We start from the raw sequence: 22,363 nt of genomic DNA on the forward strand, positions 1-22,363 counted from the left end.
TGCATGGCAAGGAGAACGAGGCGATGCGCCAAGCGAGGGCGGCACGTTCACCGTCCGACCGCCTGCGTCGATGCACCGATGCTGCACCTGCACACCGATCGGCGCGTGTCGTCGCTGATGACACTTGCTGCCTTTCGATCCGCGCCGCCATTTGAAAATTACGATTTGACTCATGCCCCGCTTTCGGTTGAAGCTAATAGCTTGCTGTCCGAAGGGGGCTGTGCCTGCATGAGTTCGACCTTGACCGTTCGTCGTATCGCTGCCGATCAGGGCGGCGTGTATCGCGAACTCCGCGCTGCATCGCTGCGTGAGCCCTACGCGCCCGGCGAAGCGCCGGAGGCCGAATTGCTGACCGTCGAAGCGGACGCAGCGTCGGCGATCGCCGCGCAGCGCGCCGTGTCCGACGAGTCGACGACTTTCCTGCTGTACACCGAAGGCCATCCGGCCGGCATGATCGGCGCGTATTTCGACAACACGCCCGATCGGCGCGCGTTCGTCAGCGAACTGTGGGTCGCGCACGCGGTGCGTCACCTGCGCGGCGGCGTGCTGCTGCTGGAGACGGCCACCGCGTGGCTCGCCGAGCGCGGCGCCACCGACGTCTACGCGTGGATCGCCGATGCGAACCGCAACGCGATCCGCTTCTACGAGCGCGCGGGTTTCGGCAACACCGGCGAACATGCGCCGATCGCCCGGATGCCCGGCGCGATGAAATCGCTGTTCGTATCGCAGGTGAAGCACTGACGCGACCGCGAAACGCCAGCCGCGCGGCGCGATGACAGCCCGGTCGCCCGCCTGCCTGCCCCCTGCCGGTCGCGCGTCCGCCCGGGCCGCCGCGACCCCGAGTCCCAAAAATAATGGCCGCACGCGTGGACGCCTGTAAAATACGCAAAAATTTTTTGCAGAGTGTCCATGTCGCTTAAAAAATCGCCATTCTTCGAGCTGCGCAGCGGATCGGTCGATACGTTGCTGTTCACCGTGAAGACGACCGATCTCGATGCGTTGCGTACCGAACTGGTCAAGCGCTTCGAAGCGACTCCCGAGTTTTTCGCCGACGATGTCGTCGCGATCGACGTCCGCCGCCTGGCTGACGGCGAACGCGTCGCGCTCGCGGACATCCGCCAGATGCTGAACGACGTGCGGATGCGTCCGGTGGGCGTCGTCGCACTGGCAACGCAGGGCTGGGCGGGGGAAGCCGGCCTGCCGTTGCTGGAGGCGCGCGATCGCCGCGCGCCGGCCGCGAAACCTGCCGACGAAGCGGAACCGGCGGCTGTGCTAGCCGTCGAGGCCGCCGCCGCTCCGGCAGCCGCAGCGGCGCCCGAACAGTCGTCGGACCCCGTGCCGACGCTCTTGCAGGCCGGAGGCCAGACGCTGGTGATCGACCGGCCGTTGCGTTCGGGGCAGCAGATTTACGCGAAAGGAGACCTCGTGGTGCTCGCGCCGGTCAGTCACGGCGCGGAAATCATCGCGGAAGGCAATATCCACATCTACGCGCCGTTGCGCGGCCGCGCCCTCGCGGGCGTGCACGGCAATCACGACGCGCGCATTTTCTGCACGTGTCTCGAACCGGAACTGATTTCGATCGCGGGTATCTATCGAACGACCGAGAACCCGCTGCCCGCCGACGTACTGGGCAAATCGGTGCAGATCCGGCTCGAAGAGGAAAAACTGATGATCGAACCGCTGCGCCTGACGTGATTCACGCGGTGCGCTCCGGATCGGTCGGCTCTCATTGACGAACACAGGGTATTGGGTAAATGGCAAAAATCATCGTGGTGACCTCGGGCAAGGGCGGCGTGGGCAAGACGACGACGAGCGCGAGCTTCGCGTCGGGTCTCGCGCTGCGCGGCCACAAGACGGCCGTGATCGACTTCGACGTCGGCCTGCGCAACCTCGATCTCATCATGGGCTGCGAGCGTCGCGTCGTGTATGACCTCGTGAACGTGATCCAGGGCGAAGCGAACCTGAACCAGGCGCTGATCAAGGACAAGAAGTGCGAGAACCTGTTCATCCTGCCGGCGTCGCAGACGCGCGACAAGGATGCGCTGACGCGCGACGGCGTCGAGAAGGTGCTGAACGACCTCGTCGCGATGGACTTCGAATACATCGTCTGCGATTCGCCGGCCGGTATCGAGGCCGGCGCGCTGCACGCGATGTACTTCGCCGATGAAGCGCTGATCGTCACGAACCCGGAAGTGTCGTCGGTGCGCGACTCGGACCGCATTCTCGGCATCCTGTCGTCGAAGACGAAACGCGCGACGGAAGGCAAGGAGCCGATCAAGGAACACCTGCTGATCACGCGTTACAGCCCGAAGCGCGTGAGCGAAGGCGAGATGCTGTCGCTCGAGGACATCAGCGAGATCCTGCGCATCAAGCTGATCGGCGTGGTGCCCGAGTCGGAAGCCGTGCTGCACGCGTCGAACCAGGGTCTGCCGGCCGTGCATATCGACGGCACCGACGTCGCGGAAGCGTACAAGGACGTCGTCTCGCGCTTCCTCGGCGAGGACAAGCCGCTGCGCTTCACCGATTACCAGAAGCCGGGCCTGCTGCAGCGCCTCTTCGGCAGCAAGTAACGGAGGCCGCCCATGTCCATCCTTTCGTTTCTCCTCGGCGAGAAGAAGAAGTCCGCATCGGTCGCGAAGGAGCGCCTGCAGCTCATCATCGCGCACGAGCGGGTCGGCGGCCGGCCGCCGGCCGATTACCTGCCGGCGCTGCAGAAAGAGCTGGTCGCGGTCATCTCGAAGTACGTCCATATTTCGAACGATGACATCCGCGTGAGCCTCGAGCGCCAGGACGATCTCGAAGTCCTCGAAGTGAAGATCGAGATCCCGCAAGCCTGACGCTTGGCGCGTGTCCCTCCGCACGGCGGCGTCCGCCGCCGTGCGCGTCTTACGCCCTGTTGCATTTTCGGGCACGCCGTAACACGGCGCCTGTCGGCCGTAATCGACCTTCCCGCATTGAACGAATACGCTCGCGTGACTTGTTCAACCAGGAGGTTCCGATGGCTGTCCCTACCGTTTCCCGTCGTATCGTTTCGCTCGCGCTGTTCGCCGCGGGCCTGTCGGCCGTCGTCGCCCCGTTTGCCGCGCAGGCCGACGAGATTCTCGTCGGCACGCCCGTGGTCGCGCCGCAGGGCCGCATGGTGATCGCGGAGCCGGTTGCCGTGCGCACCGAGGAAATCGTCGTCGTCGCGCCGAATGCGCCACCGCCCGTGCGCTACGAGGTCGTACCGGCCATGCGCGTGGGCTATGTGTGGGAGCGCGGACACTGGCGCTGGGATCATGGCCGCTACGTATGGATCGGCGGCCACTGGGAAACCGAGCGCGTCGGCATGCAATGGGTGCCGGGGCATTGGGACCAGCGCGGTCCGAACTGGTTCTGGACGCGTGGCCACTGGGCCTGATGGAGGCGCGCGATGAAAAGAACCGCAATCGCCATCGTGCTCGTCGCGATCACGCTGGCCGGGTGCATCGTCGTGCCGGCGCGGCCGGTCTACTACCGGCCGGCGCCCGTCGTGATCTATTGAGCGTCGCGCGGGCCGTGCTGTTGCGCCGGACCGTTCGCGTCGGTCGCAGCCGGTCCGGCATCGTGCGGCGCCGGCGCCGGCGCATGCGCGGCGCTGTCGGCTGCCGCAGTAGCGGCCGGCTCGCTGCCATCTTCGTCGCGCAGCGTATCGAGCGGATCGGCAGGGGCCGCGTTCGCGTCTTGGGGTTCGGTCACATCGGTCACGTTGCTCGCAGCGGCCGCCGCGGTTGCCGCGGCCGGTGCGGCGGCCGCGACGGGCGGCGCGAGATAGCGCTGCGCGAGCGTTTCGTAGAGCGGCGGCGCGAAAAAGCGCGAGACGCGGCTCGATACCAGTGCGGTCGCCATCAGCGAAATCACGAGCGCATGACCGTTGATCATTTCCATCACGATCACGAACGACGTGATCGGCGACTGCGTGACGGCGGCCAGATAGCCGACCATCGCGAGCGCGATCAGCATCGGCAGGCTCATGTTGGTGAACACCGCATGCAGCAGATTGCCGAAGCCGGCGCCGATCGACAGCGACGGCGCGAAGATCCCGCCCGGGATGCCCGGCAGGTACGACGCGACCATCGACACCATCTTCAGGAACGGATAGAACACCGACAACTGCTGGCTGCCGTCGAGCAGGCCGCGCGCTTCGGCGTAGCCGCTGCCGAACGTCGTGCCGCCGGACACGAGCCCCACGACGGCGATCGCGAAGCCGCACAGCGCGGCGAACGTGACCGGCCGCTCGCGATACAGGCCCAGCAGTTGCGCGGGCAGCCAACGCCCCGTGTTGAGCAGCAGCCAGCAGAACAGGCCGCCCGCGATGCCCGTCACGATCGCGGTGACCAGCACCGCGACCGCCAGCAGTTTCGGGAAATGGAGGCCCGTGTCGATGGTGCCGAAATACGTGTAGTTGCCGTTCAGGCCGAGCGCGACCACGCCGGCGAGGATGATCGCGGTGATCAATACGCCGCTGGCGCGCGCGGAGAAGCTGCGGGTCAGCTCCTCGATCGCGAACACGATGCCGGCGAGCGGCGTATTGAATGCGGCCGACAGCCCGGCCGCCGCGCCGGCCAGCACCAGCTGGCGTTCGATCTGCGCGTTCGAGCGCGGGTAGAAGCGCCGCAGGTTGAACATCAGCGCCGCGCCGACCTGTACCGTCGGCCCTTCGCGACCGATCGTGAAGCCGCCGAGGATGCCGAGGAACGAGATCAGTATCTTGCCGAACAGGATGCGCAGCGTCAGCAGCCGGGCGCCGAATGCGCTCGGGCGCGCATGCAGCGTCGCGATCACCTGCGGGATGCCGCTGCCCTCGGCGCCGCGGAAGAAACGGCGCGTGACCCACACCGACATCGCGGCGATCGCCGGCGTCAGCAGCAGCGGCAGCCAGACGGCGTGATCGCGCATCGCGCGGAAAGTCTCGTAGCCCCAGTCGATCAACCGGGCGTACAGTACGGCGGCGAGGCCGACGACGATCGCGCCGAGCCAGAAAACACCATATTGGCGCCAGATTCGCAGCGAGCGGCGGGTGAGGGCGGGGAACAGCGAGGGAAGGGCGGGGCGCGGCATTGGCTCGGGCCGGAGGCAAAGAATGAATTATAAAAAGAACCGGATGCCAGCGGGGACGACAAACGCCCGCAAGGCGCGACAAAAATTCACAAAAGAGATGCAATTTGTTGCAAATGTAATGTTGACGTAATGTATGCGCACCGCAACCGTCGTTAGCATGCCGAATGGCCAGTCAGGAATACCGCACATCGTGAAACGCATTCTTATCGTAAAAGTGACATCGCTCGGCGACGTCGTCGAGACGCTGCCCGTCGTCGCCGACCTGCATCGCGCCTTTCCCGGCGTGTCGGTCGACTGGGCCGTGGACGAATCGTGTGCGGAGATCGTGCGCTGGCATCCGGGAGTGAGCACCGTCCTGTGCGCGCCGCTGCGCCGCTTCAAGAAAATGCGCAACGCCGGCGACCTGAAGGCGATCTCGGCGTCGATCGGTGCGCTGCGTGCGCACCGCTACGACGCGGTCATCGATCTGCACGGCGTCTACAAGAGCGCGATCATTGCGGCGCTGGCGCGCGCCGGGCGCCGCGTCGGTTACCGGACCCCGGATCTCGGCGAGACAGGGGCGCGTTTTGCGTATTCGCATCGTTTTGGCCCGAAGCCTGCATGCGATGCGTGGCACGGCATGCGCATCAGCGCGGGCGAAGCGCTCGGCTATGCGCCCGAGGGTATCGCCTCGTACGGGATCGAACCGCCCGACGTCACGTTGCCGCCCGCAGTTAACGAGGGTGCGCCGTTCATGCTGCTGTTCCACGCGACGTCGAATTCCGACAAGAAATGGCCGACCGGCCATTGGGTTGAACTGGCTACCCGGATGATGGCGCGCGGCTTGCGCGTGCTGCTGCCATGGGGCTCGTCGTCCGAGCACCGCGACGCGCAGGAGATCGCGATGCAGGCGCCTGGCGCGGTCGTGCTGCCGGCCATGTCGCTGGGCGAACTCGCCGCGACGATGAGCCGGGCGGCGCTGGTCATCGGTGTTGATACGGGGATGGTGCATCTGTCGCACGCGCTGCGGCGTCCGACGGTGATGATTTTCGTGGCCACCTCGCGCGCCCACTTCGGCATCGGCGGCGCACCGCACGCGCTGTCGATCGGTGAGTCCGGCGCCGCGCCGAGCGTGGACGACGCGATGAAGGCAATCGATACCGTGGGACCGGTCTACGACGTGTTGCCGGTGCGGGCGGTAGCCTGACGGCTGCCGGGCGGAGTTACGCCAGCAGCGCCTCGACCGTGACGACGGCGGCGATCGCCGCGAGATTCGCCAGCAGCGCCTCGAACACGAGGCCGCGCCAGGTCTTTGGCCGGAACCGCAGCGCGAGCAGCAACGCGCCACCCAGCGCGAGCGCGAGGATCAGGACGAGGTCGGCATTGGCGAGGCGGATATTCATCGCGGCGGCTCCTTGTCGGGGCGGGACCGGGCGCGCGACGACGCGCCCAGGATCGAGTATAGGCATCGCCCGCCGCCGCACAACCCGGGTCGCCCCGGAGGGTCAGACGAGCGATGCGTCGCGCGTTTCGCGCATCAGCAGTACGCCGATCAGGCTGATCGCCGCCGCGACCGACACGTAACCGCCGACCCACGACAGGCCGCCGCGCGCAGCCAGCAGTTGCGCGATATACGGTGCGATCGACGCGCCGAGAATCCCGCCGAGGTTGTACGCGACGCCCGCGCCCGTATAGCGGACGTTGGTCGGGAACAGTTCCGGCAGCAGCGCGCCCATCGGTGCGAACGTCACGCCCATCAGGAACAGCTCGATCGTCAGGAACAGCGCGACGAGCGGCATCGACCCGCTGCCGAGCAGCGGCTCCATCGCGAACCCCGACAGCAGCGCGGCGATCGCGCCGACGACCAGCACCGGCTTGCGGCCGAAGCGGTCCGACGCCCATGCGGACAGCGGCGTCGCGAGCCCCATGAAGACGACCGCGAAACACAGCAGGCCGAGGAAGCTCTGGCGCGGAATATGCAGCGCCGACACGCCGTACGACAGCGAGAACACCGTCGAGATGTAGAACAGCGTGTAGCAGACGACCATCGCGAGCGCACCGAGCAGCGTCGGCTGCCAGTGCTGCGTGACGAGCGTCGCGACCGGCACGCGCACGCGCTCGTTGCGCTCGAGGGCCGCCTGGAACGCGGGCGTTTCGGTGATCTTGAGCCGCACGTACAGCCCGAGCGCGACGAGCACCGCGCTGACGAGGAACGGAATGCGCCAGCCCCAGCTGCGGAACTGCTCGTCGGACAGCGACAGCGCGAGCGCGAAGAACAGCCCGTTCGACATCAGGAAGCCGACCGACGGCCCCAGTTGCGGGAACATCCCGAACCAGCCGCGCTTGCCCTGCGGCGCATGCTCGGTCGCGAGCAGCGCCGCGCCGCCCCATTCGCCGCCCAGGCCGATCCCCTGACCGAAGCGCAGCACGCACAGCAGCACCGGCGCGAGCGCGCCGATCGCGTCGTAGCCGGGCACGAAGCCGATTGCGGTGGTGGACACGCCCATCACGAGCAGCGAGGCGACGAGCGTCGACTTGCGGCCGATACGGTCGCCGAAGTGCCCGAACAGGAACGAGCCGATCGGGCGTGCGATGAACGCGATGCCGAACGTGACGAATGCGGACAGCGCCTGCGCCGTCGCGGAGCCGTGCGGGAAGAACACGGGGCCGATGACGAGCGCGGCGGCCGTCGCGTACACGTAGAAGTCGTAGAACTCGATCGCGGTGCCGATGAAGCTCGCGAACACGATGCGCCGGTGGCTGACGGCGCCGGCCGAACCGGTTGCGTGTGCAACGGCCGGGGGGGATGCGGACATGGATGTCTCCGTTTTGTCGTTGGGGCGGTCGGCTGAGCGTGCGCTCGGGCAGGCGACGACCTGCCGGGCGCAGCCGAGCAGAGGATGATGCGGATGACGCGGTGGCGGCGTGGACGCGCGCCGTGGCGCGGACGTCACCCGCCGGTCGACGATGGAGACGGGTACGTCGCCGCCGCCCGGTGCCGGCGTGGTCGGCTCGCTTGCCGGGTGGGGCGCGCGAACGCACGCGCGGCGTGATGGCCGCGCGAGTGCGGAAAATTATAGCCAGCGCCGCCGCTCACCGGCAATCGGGCTGCGGCGGCGCGTCAATCGATCGATTGCGCCTGCGCGGAGGCGGTGCTTTGCAGCTGGAAGTGGCCGTCGTCGTTGAAGAGCCAGCCTTCCATCAGTTCGAGCCGGCCGTTGCCGTCGAGCAGCCGCGACGGCGGGGCCGGCAGCGGTGCCGAGCGGCGCAGCGACGCGAGCGCGAGCGCTTCCGCTTCGCTGTCGCCGTTGCTGCGGTAGACGGATGCGTTCACCACGCGGCCGCTGCCATCGACGGTGAAGGCGACGACGACGAGCGAACGCAGCATCGCCTGCGGTGTGCCGTGCAGCATGCCGGACGGATTGCGTTCGGCGACACGATGGGCAACCTCGACGCGATACTGGTCGAGGCTGCCGCTGCGGGTGACCGACGGAATCGTCAGGACCGAGCGTAGCGACGAGGGCGGCGTGATCGTGCACGCGGCAAGCAGGGCGACGACGGCCAGCGTCGCAACACGAAGCCGCGCGACGCGCGGACGGAGAAGGGGGCGCATGAGGTGATGGCCAGGAGGGACGATAAAAAAATGATAGGCGTACCGGCGCGCGGCGATATGGGGAGAAACGCATAACGCGCGGGACCGGTCGCTGCTATTGCTGATGATGACGGCCGGGTGCCGCGTCGTACCTTGCACATCGCGATGTGACGCGCCAGGTGACAGCGTGCGCGGTGGACGCGCCTGTTGGAAGATTGAAAGCGATGGCGTGCAGCGTTCGTCCGGCCGGGCGACGCGGTCATCTGATGCGGCAACCTCGGCTTGCCGCGCGCACGCTGGCAAGCGATGCCGGCCGGCTCAGAAGCCGTGCGTGACGAGCGACAGTACCGACAGGTCGGGATGCGTGCCGTCGATGATGCTCTTGCCGATGTGCACGGCTTCGCGGGTGGCCTCGTCGAGGCTCGCGAAGCTTTCCTCGCCGTCCGCGTGGAACGGCACCGCATGGCCGGGCAGCGCGGGATTCACGCCCGGATGGCACACGTAGCCGGTGTAGGTATAGCGCGTGTCGCTGCCGGGCATCGCGGCCGGCACGACATGGATCTCGAAGCCTTCGTAATCGACGGGTTCCGTCGCGCTCGACAGGTCGGTCATGGCGATCTCCGTGTGCCGCGCGCAGGGTGACGCGTGCGGCATCGAATACGCGGCGGCGTTCGTGTCGCCGTGTTGAACGAATTCTAGGCGATGGCGGGGCGGGCCGGGAGGCGTCCGGCGCGGTGCGACGCAACGACGGGCCGCTGCCGGGCCCGTGGCTCAGATGCCGCGCGAGGTTCGGCACGAACGCGCGTGCAGCTCCGATGGACGGGTTCGCGCGCCGCGCTGCGTCATTGTTTGCAGCGCGCGTTCTTGCGCTGCACGACGATGATCACCGGGTATTTCTGGCCATGATCGAGCTCCACGCGCGCCACGACGGTCAGCGTCGCGGGATCGGAATCGTCGTACACGCTGACCTGTTCGTTGCGCAGATAGGTCACGCCGGTGCAGTTCGACGTGCGTCCGTCGTCGCCGACCTTGCACTGGAGGTCGTTGTCCTTCAGGTAGTTGTAGGGCGACGGGCTCGCGAGGTATTCGCTCAGGCCGCGCGGCGAGCCGCCGACGCCGGTCACGTACGCGATCGCGCACGACGCCTGCGCGTCGCTGCCGGAGGCGGTGTCGGCCGCTGCATGCATGCTGGCGGCGGCCAGCACGGCGACGAGCGACGAGACGAGGAAGGGCTTCATGACGTGGATTTCCCGTTTCGCGAATCGGAGCGCCGGATTGTAACGGCATCCGGCGGGGCGCGTCGGGAAGTGCGGGGCGCACGCGCGCGGACAAACAAAAACCCCGTCATTCTGCGAATGGACGGGGTTCGGCGAACTTCCTGGCGGAAGCGGTGAGATTCGAACTCACGGACAGTTTCCCGTCGCTGGTTTTCAAGACCAGTGCCTTAAACCGCTCGGCCACGCTTCCACACGAGGCGGCATTGTAACCGAAATGCCGCCTCGTTCATGCGTTCAGTCGTCGCGCAGGAACAATTCCTGCAGGTCGTTGAGGAAACGCTGGCCAAGCGGCGTCGGCGCGATTTGCGTGAAATCGCGCGTGATCAGTCCGCGCCGCTCCGCTTCCTTCAGCGCCGGCTCGATCGTGCTCATCGGCAGGCCGGTGCGTTCCGCGAAGCTGTGCACGGGGAAGCCCTCGACGAGCCGCAGCGTGTTCAGCATGAATTCGAACGGCAGGTCGCGCGCGCCGACTTCGCGCTCTTCCTGCACGGCCGCGCCGGCCTTCGCCTGCTCGATGAAGGTCGCCGGATGCTTGTAGCGTGCCTGCCGCAGGATCCGGTTCGGGAACGACAGCTTCGTATGGGCGCCCGCGCCGATGCCGAGATAGTCGCCGAAGCGCCAGTAGTTCAGGTTGTGCTTGCACTGATGATTCGGCTTCGCGTACGCGGACACTTCGTAGCGCCCGTAGCCGGCTTCGGCCGTGCGCGCATGGATCCATTCCTGCATGTCGGCTGACGCGTCGTCGTCGGGGACCACCGGCGGGAACTTCGCGAACAGCGTATTCGGCTCGAGCGTCAGGTGATACAGCGACAGGTGCGGCGGCGCGAACGACAGCGCGGTCTCGATGTCGGTGCGGCATTCGTCGAGCGTCTGGTTCGGCAATGCGAACATCAGGTCGAGGTTGAAGTTGTCGAAGTTCTTCGCGGCGATCTCGACGGCCGCGCGTGCCTGCGCGGTGTCGTGAATCCGGCCGAGCGCCTTCAAATGCCCCTCGTTGAAGCTCTGGATGCCGACCGACAGGCGGTTCACGCCGCTTGCGCGGAACTGCGCGAACTTCGCGGCTTCGAATGTGCCCGGATTCGCCTCGAGCGTGATCTCGGCATCGGCGTCGAGCGGCAAGAGCGCGCGCACGTCGGACAGCATCCGGTCGAGACCGGCCGCCGACAGCAGGCTCGGCGTGCCGCCGCCGATGAACACGGTATGCACCTGCCGGCCCCACACGAGCGGCAGCGCCTGCTCGAGATCGGCGCGCAACGCGTCGAGATACTCGGTTTCCGGAAACCGCTCGCCTTTCCATTCGTGCGAGTTGAAATCGCAGTACGGGCACTTGCGCACGCACCACGGGAAATGCACGTACAGCGCGAGCGGTGGCAGCGACGTGAGGCGCACCTGGCCGGGCGACGTGAAGGTCGCGACGACGCGCGCGCCGGTTTCCGCAGCCTGGCTCATGCGGCCTCCCGCAGCGAATGGGTGTCGGGTACGGTCATGCTTCCTCCGCGAGCCGCGCGAGCAACGCCTTCAGCGCCAGCGCGCGATGGCTGTGCGTGTTCTTCACGGTGGGTTCGAGTTCGGCGGCCGTCGCGCCGAGCGACGGCAGGTAGAAATACGGGTCGTAGCCGAATCCGTGTTCGCCGCGCGGCGTGTCGACGATCTCGCCGGCCCAGCGACCTTCGGCGAACAGCGGCTCCGGGTCGTCCGCATGGCGGACGAGCGCGAGCACGCAACAGTAGTATGCGCGCCGGTCGTCGATGCCGCGCAGTTGCTCGACGAGATACGCGTTGTTCGCCGCGTCGCCCTTGTCGCGGCCCGCGCGCTGCGCGTAGCGGGCCGAATAGACGCCCGGCGCGCCGCGCAGCACGCGCACGCACAGGCCCGAATCGTCGGCGATCGCCGGCAGCCCGGTGAGCCGCGACGCGTGACGCGCCTTGGTCAGCGCGTTCTCGATGAACGTGCCGAACGGCTCTTCCGCCTCGGGCACCGCGAGGTCGCCCTGCGGGACGATCTCGATGCCGACCGTCGAGAACAGCGCGGTGAATTCGCGCAGCTTGCCCGGGTTGTTCGACGCGAGAACGATGCGCGACAGCGGCGCGACGGTGCGGTCGTCAGGCATGGCTCGCACCCAGGACGTCTTTCTGCAACTGCACGAGCTCGGCGATCCCGCCCTGCGCGAGGTCGAGCAGCGCATTCATCTCGGCGCGCGAGAACGGCACGCCTTCGGCCGTGCCCTGGACTTCGACGAAGCCGCCCGCGCCCGTCATCACGACGTTCATGTCGGTGTCGCAGCGCGAATCTTCCGCGTAGTCGAGGTCGAGCACCGGTGCGCCTTCGTACACGCCGACCGAAATCGCGGCGACGTGATCGGTGATCGGCGAGCGCGTGAGCTTGCCGGCCGCGATCAGCGTCGACACGGCGTCGTGCGCGGCGACGAACGCGCCGGTGATGCTGGCCGTGCGCGTGCCGCCGTCGGCCTGGATCACGTCGCAGTCGATGTGGAGGGTGCGCGGGCCGAGCGCCTCGAGATCGAACACCGCGCGCAGCGCGCGGCCGATCAGGCGCTGAATTTCCTGGGTGCGGCCCGTCTGCTTGCCGCGCGCGGCTTCACGGTCGCTGCGCGTGTGGGTCGCGCGCGGCAGCATCCCGTATTCGGCGGTCAGCCAGCCTTGCCCGCGCTCGCGCAGGAATTCGGGCACGCGCTCGGCGACGCTCGCGGTGCAGAGCACCTTGGTGTCGCCGAATTCGACCAGCACGGAGCCTTCGGCGTGTTTCGTGTAGTGGCGCGTGAGGGCGACCTTGCGCAGTTCGTCGGCGCGGCGGCCGCTCGGGCGGGAAACGGAAGACGTCATGGGGAAATCGCGGAAGAAGAGGAAACCCCGATTTTAGCGCCGAACGGCGGGCGCGCCCGGCGGGGTGGTCCGCAAAAATGGGATAATGCGCGCTTGCCGCCCCGCGCTTTCCGACGCGCCGGGCGCCTCGACATATCCCCCCCGCCCGCGAGGGCACCAGACGGCGAGACGAACCATGATCTACAGCATGACGGGCTACGCGAGCGCGACGCGCGAACTCGTGACGGCCACCGGCAACGGCGGCACCAGCGTGTCGGTCGAACTGCGCACCGTGAACTCGCGCTTCCTCGATCTCAATTTCCGGATGCCGGACGACGTGCGCGCGTGCGAACCCGCGCTGCGCGAAATGCTGATGAACAAGCTGTCGCGCGGCAAGGTCGACGTGCGCATCAACCTGCAGCGCGGCGAGCAGAGCATCGGCGCGGGCGCGCTGAACCAGTCGGCGCTCGGCCAGCTTGCCGAGCTCGAGCGCGCGGTGCTCGATTCGTTCCCGGGCGTCGGCCGCCTGCGCGCGGGCGAAATCCTGCGCTGGCCCGGCGTGCTCGCCGAGAGCGGCGTGTCCGCGGAAGCGATCCGCGACGCGGTGCTCGCCTGCGGCAAGGAAGCGATCGGCGAGCTCGTCGTCGTGCGTTCGCGCGAAGGCGCGCAACTGGCGACGATGCTGCTGTCGAACGTTACCGAGATGGAGGCGATCGTCGCGCGCATCACGCCGCTCGTGCCGGAGCTGATCGCGAAGCATCAGCAGAAGATCGTCGAGCGGCTGCAGGAAGCGCTCGGCCTCGCGGCGCCGGAAGGCGGCTCGACGGTCGTCACGCGCGAGGAAGCCGCGGAGCGCATCCGTCAGGAAGTGACGATGTACGGGATCCGGATCGACATCGCGGAAGAGCTGTCGCGGCTCACCGCGCACCTGAACGAAACGCGTCACGTGATCGAGAAGGGCGGCCGCGTCGGCAAGCGTCTCGACTTCATGATGCAGGAACTGAATCGCGAAGCGAACACGCTCGGCTCGAAGGCGGCGGCGAAGGAACTCGCCGATGCGTCGATGGCGCTGAAGCTGCTGATCGAGCAGATGCGCGAGCAAGTGCAAAACCTGGAGTAACAGCAACATGACCGACCTTAACCGCGACGGCCACGCGTCGCATTCGCTGCATGGCGGCGTCTATCCCGGCAACCTGTTCATGGTCGTCGCGCCGTCGGGCGCCGGCAAGTCGACGCTCGTGAACGCGCTGCTGTCGAAGGACAGCGACATCTGCCTGTCGATCTCGTACACGACGCGCAAGCCGCGCCCGGGCGAGCAGGACGGCCAGCACTACCACTTCACGACCGTCGAGGATTTCCGCGCGCGTCACGCGGCGCACGAATTCCTCGAGAGCGCGGAAGTGCACGGCAACTACTACGGCACGTCGCGCGTCTGGATCGAAGAGCAGATGAAGAACGGTCACGACGTGCTGCTCGAAATCGACTGGCAGGGTGCGTTGCAGGTGAAGAAGCAGTTCCGCAACGCGGTCGGCATCTTCATCCTGCCGCCGTCGCTCGACGCCCTCGAGGAGCGCCTGAAGAAGCGCGGCCAGGATGAACCGAACGTGATCACGCGACGCCTGCTGGCCGCCGGCAGCGAGATCGCGCACGCGTCGGAAGCGGAATACGTGGTGATCAACGAGAATTTCGAGCGTGCGCTCGCGGAACTCGAATGCATCGTCGCGGCGACGCGCCTGCGTTTTGCTTCGCAGTACGCGCGACACACGGAGCTGTTCATCGACCTCGGCGTCCATCTGCCCCACGCGGAATGACGCGGGGCACGAGGGACATAAGGTAGAATAAGGACTATATTCAGAAGGAATTACCAACATGGCTCGCATTACCGTCGAAGACTGCCTGAAGCAAATCCCGAACCGCTTCGAACTGGCGCTCGCCGCCACCTATCGCGCGCGGCAGCTCGCGCAAGGCCATACGCCGAAAATCGAAAGCCGCGACAAGCCGACCGTCGTCGCGCTGCGCGAAATCGCTGCCGGCCAGGTCGGCGTCGAGATGCTGAAGAAGGTGCCGGTGTAACGCGCATCCGGCCCGTTCCAGCCATGTAGTCCACGCGCGCAACGACTCGACCTGGAGGCGAATATGAGCACCACCCCATCGTCCGCCTCCGCGGATTCGACCACCGAAGCCACGGCCCAGTCGCCTGCGCGCCAGTACATCGACGCGGTCCTCGAACAGTCCTTCCGGCATCTGTTCGGGCCGACCGCCACGCCGGAGCAGCCGCGCAAGCACGGCGTCGTTTCGATCGCGAAACTGACCGCCGCGCTTGCCGAGTATCTCGGTCCGGACGAAATCAAAGAGGTCAAGGCGGCGTTCCACTTCAGCGACGAAGCCCACCTCGGTCAATATCGCCAGAGCGGCGAGCCCTACATCACCCATCCCGTCGCCGTCGCGGAAATCTGCGCCGGCTGGAAGCTCGACGCGCAGGCCGTGATGGCCGCGTTGCTGCACGACGTGATGGAAGACCAGGGCGTGACCAAGAACGAGCTGGCCGAGCGATTCGGCCCGAAGGTCGCCGAGCTGGTCGACGGCCTGTCGAAGCTCGACAAGATGGAATTCCGCAGCCGCGAGGAAGCGCAGGCGGAAAACTTCCGCAAGATGCTGCTCGCGATGGCGCGCGACGTGCGCGTCATTCTCGTCAAGCTCGCCGATCGCCTGCACAACATGCGTACGCTCGGCGCGGTGCCGATGGAAAAGCGCCGCCGCGTCGCGCGGGAAACGCTCGACATCTACGCACCGATCGCGCACCGGCTCGGCTTGAACAACACGTATCGCGAGCTGCAGGACATGAGCTTCGCGAACTTCAACCCGCATCGCTACGCGACGCTCGAGAAAGCCGTGAAGGCCGCGCGCGGCAATCGCCGCGAAGTGATCAGCAAGATCCTCGAGGCCGCGCAGCGCGCGATGGCCGACGCGAAGATCGACGCCGAGATCACCGGCCGCGAGAAAACCATCTACAGCGTCTATCGCAAGATGCGCGACAAGCAGTTGTCGTTCTCGCAGGTGCTCGACGTGTACGGCTTCCGTGTCGTCGTTGACAGCCCGCTCGACTGCTACACGTGCATCGGCGCGCTGCATGCGCTGTACAAGCCGGTGCCCGGCAAGTTCAAGGATTACATCGCGATCCCGAAGATCAACGGCTATCAGTCGCTGCACACGACGCTCGTCGGCCCGTTCGGCGCGCCGATCGAGTTCCAGGTGCGTACGCGCAAGATGCACGAGATCGCCGAGGCGGGGGTCGCCGCGCACTGGCTGTACAAGAACGGCAGCGCGGATCTCAGCGACGTGCAGAAGCGCGCGCACCAGTGGCTGAAGTCGCTGCTCGACATCCAGAGCGAGGCTGGCGATTCGAGCGAATTCCTCGAGCACGTGAAGATCGACCTGTTCCCCGATGCGGTCTACGTGTTCACGCCGAAGTCGAAGATCATGGCGCTGCCGCGCGGCGCGACGGCGCTCGATTTCGCGTATTCGATCCACAGCGATCTCGGCAACCAGTGCGTGGCCGTGAAGATCAACAACGAGCTGCTGCCGTTGCGCACCGAGCTGAAGAGCGGCGACATCGTCGAGGTGATCACCGCGCCGTATTCGAAGCCGAACCCCGCGTGGCTGGGCTTCGTGCGTACCGGCAAGGCGCGCTCGGCGATCCGTCACTACCTGAAGACGATGCGCCTGAACGAGTCCGTGCAACTGGGCGAGCGGCTCGTCGACCAGAGCCTGAAGGGCTATGGTCTCGCGCTGGCCGACGTCGAGCCGGAAGTGTGGGAGAAGCTCGTGCAGTGGACGGGCAACAAGAGCCGTCAGGAAATCTTCGCGGATATCGGTCTCGGCCGTCGCGTCGCCGCGGTGATGGCCAAGCGCATCGAGGTGCTGATGAGCGGCCGCGATGCGGACGACGATCTGCCGAAGTCCGAGCGGCATCCCGCGCATCATGCGCCGCCGGTCGTGATCACCGGCACCGAAGGGATGTCCGTGCAGTTGTCCGCATGCTGCCGGCCGATTCCGGGTGATGCGATCATGGGTTACATCGGCATCGGTCTGGGCATGGCGATTCATACGACGGATTGCCGGGTCGCGCAGCGCATCCATCGCCGCGATCCGGGCCGCTGGATCGACGTCGAATGGGCGCCGCAGCCGGGCCGTCTGTTCGATGTCGCGGTGAAGGCGCTCGTGAAGAATACGAAGGGCATCTTCGCGCGCGTCGCCGCGGACATCACGTCGGCCGACGCGAACATCGTCCATATTGCGATGGACGAGGATCTGACGCACGAATCGACGGTGCTGCGCTTCGTGATCCAGGTCAGCGACCGCGTGCACCTCGCGAACGTGATGCGGCGCGTGAGAACCAATCCGGACGTGATGCGGATCATGCGCGAGCGCTGGACTGACGACGGTGCGCATGCGCGCCATGACGGCGGGATGCGAATCGAGCGCGAGCGGCAGGATTACTGACGCTGACGCGCACCCTCGCGGGTGAATGCGTTGATCGACGGACGGCGGCCGATGGCCGCCGTTTTCATTGGGGCCGGCGAAAGCGCGCGCGACGTTGCCGGTGCTTTGCCCAAGGCGTGCGGATGATGGCGCGAACGAAGGAGGGGCGCAAAAAGAAAAAGGGCTTTCCCGGAGGAAAGCCCTTTTAAGGTGGCGCGGCTGGCAGGATTCGAACCCACGACCCCTTGGTTCGTAGCCAAGTACTCTATCCAACTGAGCTACAGCCGCACGCAAAACGGTACTGCTTCAACTGTCGGAACCTTCTGCGATGGGAAGGCCCCCAAAAAAGTGGCGCGGCTGGCAGGATTCGAACCCACGACCCCTTGGTTCGTAGCCAAGTACTCTATCCAACTGAGCTACAGCCGCACGCAACAACAAACTTCTACTGCTTCGAACTGAAAGGGCCTTCGGTTGGGAAGGCCCTCGAAAAAGTGGCGCGGCTGGCAGGATTCGAACCCACGACCCCTTGGTTCGTAGCCAAGTACTCTATCCAACTGAGCTACAGCCGCACGCAGAAGCGGAAGTATAGCAGAGTCGTATAAAAAGGGAAGCCTTATTCGCGAATTAGGGCGCATGACCTTGGCCGGCCCCCTTCGTGTACCCTTGGGGGGATCAGTCATCCACGTTGAATCTGCATCATGAACAAGGCGTTTGTCAAAGAGTCGGACGGTGACGACGACGATCTCGACCCGGCTCAACCCGCGATTCCGGCGGGCGCGAAGAACTACATCACGCCGGCCGGCCACAAGCGGCTGAGGGACGAGCTGCTGAACCTGATCGACGTCGAGCGTCCCGAAGTCGTGCGGCTCGTGTCGTGGGCCGCATCGAACGGTGACCGGTCGGAGAACGGTGACTACATCTACGGCAAGCGGCGGCTTCGCGAGATCGATCGCCGCATCCGCTTCCTGACGAAGCGGCTCGACCTCGCGGAAGTCGTCGACGCGAGCCGACAGGAGAATGTCGACCAGGTGTTTTTCGGCGCGACGGTCGATTACGAGACGCCGGACGGCGAGGATCATACGGTGACGATCGTCGGGATCGACGAGGTCGATCTCGACCGCGGCTGCGTCAGCTGGATTTCGCCGGTCGCGCGTGCGCTGATCAAGGCGAAGATCGGCGATACCGTCACGCTGATGACGCCGGCGGGCCCCCAGCCGATCGACATACTCGACGTCCGGTATCCGGCACGGGGCGACGCCTGAGCGTCGACGGTGCGGCACGGCAAAGAAAAAGCGCCCCGACGGGGCGCTTTTCCGTTCCGGTGTATGGTGCGGTGCCGGTGGCTCAGAAACGGTGACGCAGGCCGGCGGTCACGGCGATCTGCTTGTTGCTCGACGAAGCGCCACCGAGGCCATTGACATAGGCGCCGATGCCCAGGCCGTCCGTGCTGACGCGCTGATACACGCCTTGCACATACACGTCGGTCCGCTTGGACAGCGCATAGTCGGTCTGCAGGTTGAACTGATTCCAGCCCGGATGACGGCCGTCCAGGAAGCCCGCGGTGTACGTGTACGACCCGGCCAGCGACAACGCCGGCGTGAGCGCGTAGCGCGCGTTCACTTCGTAGTTGTTGAAGCGGGCAAACGTGCCGTTGAGACCCAGGCCGGTCGACACGCCCGACGCACCGGCAGAGATGCCGAGCGCCCGGTTCACGCGCGATTGCGTGAAGACGAAGCCGGCCGTTGCCGGACCGAACGTGTAGTTCAGGCCACCGCCGAACACGCGCTGACGCTTGCCGACGAACGTGTTGTCGCCTGCCACCGCGCCGGCGCCGTTGGTGACCGCGGCCGACGTGAGCCCCGAGATGTCGTTGTTCAACTGCAGATAGCCGGCGCCGATATTGAAGCCGGCGTAGGTGTACGACACCCCCGCGCTGTATGCACGGTTGTTCGAGAACTGGCTGCTGTTCGAGAAGCCGTACAACGCGCCGAACTTCAGCCCGCCGAAATTGACGCTCGTATATTTGACGGCGTTGTTGATCCGGAACGAATTGTTCAGGTTGTCGTTGTCGAACGGGTGGGCAAACTGGGTGCCGCCGAATTGCGTGCCGGTCAGCGACAGCGGGCCGATATAGTCGACGACGCTATCGTATTGGCGACCGAGTGTGATGGCGCCGAACTGCTCCTGTGACAGGCCGACGAATGCCTGGCGGCCGAACTCGCGGCCATTCTGGCCGAGCGTGCCGTTGGCGATGTTGAAGCCGTTTTCCAGCACGAAGATCGCTTTCAGGCCGCCGCCGAGATCTTCCGTGCCGCGCAGACCCCAGCGGCTCCCGTTGATCTGGCCGCTGCGTTCGGACCACGAGCTGTGGCCGCCCTGATTGTTCGTATAGGTGATGCCTGCGTCGATCAGGCCGTACAGCGTAACGCTGCTTTGAGCATGGGCTGCGGTAACGAATACACCCGACAACGCGGTGACGATCAGGGTTTTTTTCATGGATCTGTCTCCAAACAGGATGATGTCGATCGAACCTGCGGCGGACTGGCCGTGTTTTGCTTGACGCTGTAGCCGGTCCCGCAGAACGGCGGTGCGCTTATCAGAAAGCCATGTGCAGTGTACGGAGGGCGCGAAGCGGGGACGGCTCGCACTTTAAGAAACAATGTATTTTGGAATCCGCAAAAATCGAAAAAAGCGCGCAAACGGTTGCTCCGCAAGGGTTTGCGGCAGTGCAGCGAAATGAAATGGAACTCAGGACTACGTAACGGGCGTTGCGCGATTGCGACAGACGGTCAGCAACGGGCGGCGGCAGCTATAGCGCGATTATTGACACATCGGCAATAGAGGTTTGTGTGGAGCATGGATAATGAAAGGTAGTTCTCTCGTTATACTGCGATCTCTGCTTTCCGAAGCAGACTTTTTCGTTGACGGAAAAGATCTCCAAACCTTTGTCGGCGCGACTTCCCAGTCGCGCTTTTTTTTTGCCCTGCTGCCCGGTGCGCTACTGCGTGTACGAGCGGCGCTTGCGCTTGCCCGCGGGCACGGCTTCTTCTGCCTCGATCGGCGGCGGCGTATAGGTCCAGTCTTCCATCACGTAGTGACGGGCGTCGAGGGGCGATGCGAGCAGGTTCTGCCAGTGATCGCCGTGCCACGTCATATCGAATTCGGTGTCGCATGGCGCTTCGCGCGCGGACTCGGCCAAGGCGCGGGACTTGCGACGTACGCGTCCGAGCCGGCTCGCGAAGCGCTTGATTCCGTCCAGCCACATGACCCTCTCCTTCCTTTCGGTGTTGATTCAGGATCGCAACGTCCCCGCATTTCTGCAACCCGGAAAAAACCCGAGGATTTTACCGAATCGATTTGTCCCCGGTAGGAATTTCACGCCCCGGATTATTGGCGATCCGGTCCCGGTAATATTGACAGGTTTTTGATGCGAATCAATTAATCAAAGGCGATGGTGTACCGATTCCAGTGCTATTAGCGTCTTTTCGATAAAACGGTCGCCAAAAATTTTCTTGACGCACCCGGATTGTCCAATTTATAAAGTCAGCACTCCGTCCTCGGGCGGCGTGCTGGTGCGGGTGCTGGCGCAATGTTTCGGGATTTCGGGTAACGGCTATAAAAATAGCTTTTTTGATCTTATCGAGTGGGGAACGAAGACATGGATACCGGTATCGTGAAATGGTTTAACGATGCTAAAGGTTTTGGCTTTATTACGTCGGACAATGGCGGTGAAGATTTGTTTGCGCACTTTTCCGAAATCCGGATGGACGGCTTCAAGACGCTGAAGGAAAACCAGCGTGTCTCGTTCGACGTCAAGGTCGGCCCGAAAGGCAAGCAGGCAGCGAATATCCAGGCGGTCTGACGCGCCACGCATCGCCGATCACGTCCGGCCCCCGCATCGCGGGGGCTTTTTGTTTTCCGGGGACGGAGCAAACCGGTCCGGGCTGGCCGCGAGTACGCCCGCCGGTGCATACTCACGGAAGCATCGTTTCCCAGTCTTTTCATGTCCGATTCCCGTCCGTCCGATCCCGCCAGCGAACAGCCGCTCGTCTTCGTCGACCTCGAAACCACCGGCGGCTCGTCCGCCGACCACCGCATCACCGAAATCGGCGTGGTCGAAATCGGACCGCTCGGCGTGTCGACGTGGACGAGTCTCGTCAATCCGGGGCAGGCGATCCCGCCGTTCATCCAGCAACTGACGGGCATCTCCGACGCGATGGTGCGCGACGCGCCGACGTTCGCGTCGCTCGCGCCGGCGTTGTTCGAGCGGCTCGACGGGAAGCTGTTCGTCGCGCACAACGCGAGCTTCGACCGCGGTTTCCTGCGCGCCGAGTTCGAGCGCGCCGGGCTGACCTTCAATCCCGATGTGCTCTGCACGGTGCGGCTGTCGCGCGCGCTGTTTCCGCGCGAATCGCGGCACGGGCTCGATGCGCTGATCGAACGGCATGGGCTCGTTCCGGCCGCGCGCCACCGGGCGCTGGCCGATGCCGACCTGCTCTGGCAGTTCTGGCGCCAGTTGCACGAGATCGTGCCGCTCGAGCGGCTGCGCGACCAGATCGCGCGGACGACGCGTCACTTCCGTCTGGGCGGCGATCTGACCGAGGCGTGGCTGGATACCGCGCCGGCAGGGTGCGGCGCGTATGCGTTGTTCGGGGAGCGTGACGAAGCGCTGTATGTCGGCCGCAGCGTGCGCGTGCGGCAGCGGCTGCGCGCGCTGTTGACCGGCGAACGCCGGTCGTCGAAGGAAATGCGGCTGGCGCAGCAGGTGCGCCGTGTCGAATGGCGCGAGACCGGCAATGAGCTGGGGGCGATGCTCGCCGAAGCGCAATGGATTGCCCGGTTGCGCCCGTCGTACAACCGGCGCCCCACGGCCGACGCTACCCGCGCGGGTGGCGCGCCCTGGCCGTTCGAAGGCGCCGTCGCGTTCGAGGCGAACGGCGAGCGCCGCCTGTTTCATGTGATCGACGGCTGGTGCTATCTCGGTTCGGCGGAATCGCTCGATGCGGCCGCGCGGCTCGTGGCCGACGCGGCGGCCAGTGTGTTCGAACCCTTCACCCATCGCCTGCTGCAGACGCATCTCGCGCGCGGCCTGCAGGTGATTCCGCTCATGGCGCTCACGCCGGCGGATTGAG

At 65.8% G+C, this 22,363-nt stretch carries 24 protein-coding genes and 4 tRNA genes; 13 read left to right on the forward strand and 15 right to left on the reverse strand.

Annotated features, from left to right (window positions below):
* Positions 1-117: 117 nt before the first annotated feature.
* The 5 genes from DTA15_RS20820 (at position 118) to DTA15_RS20840 (ending at position 3,400) form a co-directional block, all read left to right on the forward strand.
* The gene (locus tag DTA15_RS20820) at positions 118-741 is read left to right on the forward strand and encodes a GNAT family N-acetyltransferase (RefSeq protein WP_226244688.1); all 624 of its coding nucleotides are present in this window, start codon (positions 118-120) and stop codon (positions 739-741) included.
* A gap of 168 nt (positions 742-909) precedes the next feature.
* On the forward strand, positions 910-1,695 hold the full coding sequence (gene minC, locus DTA15_RS20825) for a septum site-determining protein MinC (protein ID WP_006486623.1): 786 nt from the start codon (positions 910-912) through the stop codon (positions 1,693-1,695).
* 59 nt (positions 1,696-1,754) lie between these two features.
* Positions 1,755-2,570 (forward strand): septum site-determining protein MinD, encoded by an 816-nt coding sequence (gene minD, locus DTA15_RS20830; RefSeq protein WP_006486674.1) that lies wholly within the window; start codon positions 1,755-1,757, stop codon positions 2,568-2,570.
* Between the two features lie 12 nt (positions 2,571-2,582).
* Positions 2,583-2,837, forward strand: coding sequence for a cell division topological specificity factor MinE (gene minE, locus DTA15_RS20835; RefSeq protein ID WP_006486661.1), 255 nt, complete (start codon positions 2,583-2,585; stop codon positions 2,835-2,837).
* Positions 2,838-2,998: 161 nt separating this feature from the next.
* The gene (locus tag DTA15_RS20840) at positions 2,999-3,400 is read left to right on the forward strand and encodes a YXWGXW repeat-containing protein (protein ID WP_006486632.1); all 402 of its coding nucleotides are present in this window, start codon (positions 2,999-3,001) and stop codon (positions 3,398-3,400) included.
* Positions 3,401-3,516: 116 nt separating this feature from the next.
* Here the strand turns inward: DTA15_RS20840 and DTA15_RS20845 are convergent, their stop codons facing one another.
* Entirely contained in the window at positions 3,517-5,079 is a 1,563-nt protein-coding gene (locus DTA15_RS20845) for a chloride channel protein (RefSeq protein WP_006486634.1), read from the reverse strand.
* Positions 5,080-5,269: 190 nt separating this feature from the next.
* Here DTA15_RS20845 and waaC point away from each other — a divergent pair, with 190 nt between their 5' ends.
* Positions 5,270-6,265, forward strand: coding sequence for a lipopolysaccharide heptosyltransferase I (waaC, locus tag DTA15_RS20850; RefSeq protein ID WP_006486655.1), 996 nt, complete (start codon positions 5,270-5,272; stop codon positions 6,263-6,265).
* Between the two features lie 16 nt (positions 6,266-6,281).
* On the opposite strand, the gene DTA15_RS20855 is transcribed toward waaC, so the two are convergent.
* The 9 genes from DTA15_RS20855 to rph all read right to left on the reverse strand — a co-directional run bounded on the left by DTA15_RS20855 (position 6,282) and on the right by rph (position 12,770).
* Positions 6,282-6,461: a hypothetical protein gene (locus DTA15_RS20855; protein ID WP_006486620.1), complete on the reverse strand. Its 180-nt coding sequence runs from the start codon at positions 6,459-6,461 to the stop codon at positions 6,282-6,284.
* Positions 6,462-6,563: 102 nt separating this feature from the next.
* Entirely contained in the window at positions 6,564-7,874 is a 1,311-nt protein-coding gene (locus tag DTA15_RS20860) for an MFS transporter (protein ID WP_006486616.1), read from the reverse strand.
* A 305-nt stretch (positions 7,875-8,179) separates the two neighbouring features.
* Positions 8,180-8,671, reverse strand: a complete 492-nt coding sequence (locus DTA15_RS20870) for an energy transducer TonB family protein (protein ID WP_006486614.1) — start codon at positions 8,669-8,671, stop codon at positions 8,180-8,182.
* A gap of 297 nt (positions 8,672-8,968) precedes the next feature.
* Positions 8,969-9,262, reverse strand: coding sequence for a hypothetical protein (locus DTA15_RS20875; RefSeq protein WP_006486651.1), 294 nt, complete (start codon positions 9,260-9,262; stop codon positions 8,969-8,971).
* Positions 9,263-9,492: 230 nt separating this feature from the next.
* Entirely contained in the window at positions 9,493-9,888 is a 396-nt protein-coding gene (locus tag DTA15_RS20880; protein WP_006486642.1) for a hypothetical protein, read from the reverse strand.
* Between the two features lie 141 nt (positions 9,889-10,029).
* Positions 10,030-10,117 (reverse strand) — tRNA-Ser (locus tag DTA15_RS20885).
* A gap of 44 nt (positions 10,118-10,161) precedes the next feature.
* Positions 10,162-11,376 carry a radical SAM family heme chaperone HemW gene (gene hemW, locus DTA15_RS20890; protein ID WP_006486659.1) on the reverse strand — a complete coding sequence of 405 codons (1,215 nt, stop codon included), beginning with the start codon at positions 11,374-11,376 and terminating at the stop codon, positions 10,162-10,164.
* 34 nt (positions 11,377-11,410) lie between these two features.
* Positions 11,411-12,037, reverse strand: a complete 627-nt coding sequence (rdgB, locus tag DTA15_RS20895) for an RdgB/HAM1 family non-canonical purine NTP pyrophosphatase (RefSeq protein ID WP_006486636.1) — start codon at positions 12,035-12,037, stop codon at positions 11,411-11,413.
* Positions 12,030-12,770: a ribonuclease PH gene (gene rph, locus DTA15_RS20900; protein ID WP_006486647.1), complete on the reverse strand. Its 741-nt coding sequence runs from the start codon at positions 12,768-12,770 to the stop codon at positions 12,030-12,032. The genes rdgB and rph overlap by 8 nt, the downstream gene beginning before the upstream one ends.
* 175 nt (positions 12,771-12,945) lie before the next feature.
* On the opposite strand from rph, the gene DTA15_RS20905 reads away from it, so the two are divergent.
* From DTA15_RS20905 to DTA15_RS20920, 4 genes are all read left to right on the forward strand, one after another.
* Positions 12,946-13,869: a YicC/YloC family endoribonuclease gene (locus tag DTA15_RS20905; RefSeq protein WP_006486665.1), complete on the forward strand. Its 924-nt coding sequence runs from the start codon at positions 12,946-12,948 to the stop codon at positions 13,867-13,869.
* Positions 13,870-13,876: 7 nt separating this feature from the next.
* Positions 13,877-14,560, forward strand: a complete 684-nt coding sequence (gene gmk, locus DTA15_RS20910) for a guanylate kinase (protein ID WP_006486663.1) — start codon at positions 13,877-13,879, stop codon at positions 14,558-14,560.
* 58 nt (positions 14,561-14,618) lie between these two features.
* Complete coding sequence (gene rpoZ, locus DTA15_RS20915; RefSeq protein WP_006025620.1) at positions 14,619-14,822, forward strand: DNA-directed RNA polymerase subunit omega; 204 nt, start codon at positions 14,619-14,621, stop codon at positions 14,820-14,822.
* Positions 14,823-14,885: 63 nt separating this feature from the next.
* Positions 14,886-17,252 carry a RelA/SpoT family protein gene (locus tag DTA15_RS20920; RefSeq protein WP_006486667.1) on the forward strand — a complete coding sequence of 789 codons (2,367 nt, stop codon included), beginning with the start codon at positions 14,886-14,888 and terminating at the stop codon, positions 17,250-17,252.
* Between the two features lie 190 nt (positions 17,253-17,442).
* On the opposite strand, the gene DTA15_RS20925 is transcribed toward DTA15_RS20920, so the two are convergent.
* The 3 genes from DTA15_RS20925 to DTA15_RS20935 form a co-directional block, all read right to left on the reverse strand.
* A tRNA-Arg gene (locus tag DTA15_RS20925) sits at positions 17,443-17,519 on the reverse strand.
* Positions 17,520-17,580: 61 nt separating this feature from the next.
* Positions 17,581-17,657 (reverse strand) — tRNA-Arg (locus DTA15_RS20930).
* A 66-nt stretch (positions 17,658-17,723) separates the two neighbouring features.
* Positions 17,724-17,800 (reverse strand) — tRNA-Arg (locus DTA15_RS20935).
* Positions 17,801-17,929: 129 nt separating this feature from the next.
* Here DTA15_RS20935 and greB point away from each other — a divergent pair.
* Entirely contained in the window at positions 17,930-18,493 is a 564-nt protein-coding gene (greB, locus tag DTA15_RS20940) for a transcription elongation factor GreB (RefSeq protein WP_006486618.1), read from the forward strand.
* 82 nt (positions 18,494-18,575) lie between these two features.
* Here greB and DTA15_RS20945 read toward each other — a convergent pair whose 3' ends face one another.
* Positions 18,576-19,727 carry a porin gene (locus tag DTA15_RS20945; protein WP_006486676.1) on the reverse strand — a complete coding sequence of 384 codons (1,152 nt, stop codon included), beginning with the start codon at positions 19,725-19,727 and terminating at the stop codon, positions 18,576-18,578.
* A gap of 502 nt (positions 19,728-20,229) precedes the next feature.
* The gene (locus tag DTA15_RS20950; protein WP_006486644.1) at positions 20,230-20,496 is read right to left on the reverse strand and encodes a hypothetical protein; all 267 of its coding nucleotides are present in this window, start codon (positions 20,494-20,496) and stop codon (positions 20,230-20,232) included.
* Positions 20,497-20,889: 393 nt separating this feature from the next.
* On the opposite strand from DTA15_RS20950, the gene DTA15_RS20955 reads away from it, so the two are divergent.
* Both DTA15_RS20955 and DTA15_RS20960 read left to right on the forward strand, forming a co-directional pair.
* The gene (locus DTA15_RS20955) at positions 20,890-21,093 is read left to right on the forward strand and encodes a cold-shock protein (protein ID WP_006476615.1); all 204 of its coding nucleotides are present in this window, start codon (positions 20,890-20,892) and stop codon (positions 21,091-21,093) included.
* Positions 21,094-21,234: 141 nt separating this feature from the next.
* A complete protein-coding gene (locus DTA15_RS20960) occupies positions 21,235-22,362 on the forward strand; it encodes an exonuclease domain-containing protein (RefSeq protein ID WP_006486657.1) in 1,128 nt (375 codons plus the stop codon).
* Position 22,363: the final 1 nt, after the last annotated feature.

It is taken from the genome of Burkholderia cenocepacia, from assembly GCF_900446215.1.
GTDB classification, from domain to species: domain Bacteria; phylum Pseudomonadota; class Gammaproteobacteria; order Burkholderiales; family Burkholderiaceae; genus Burkholderia; species Burkholderia cenocepacia.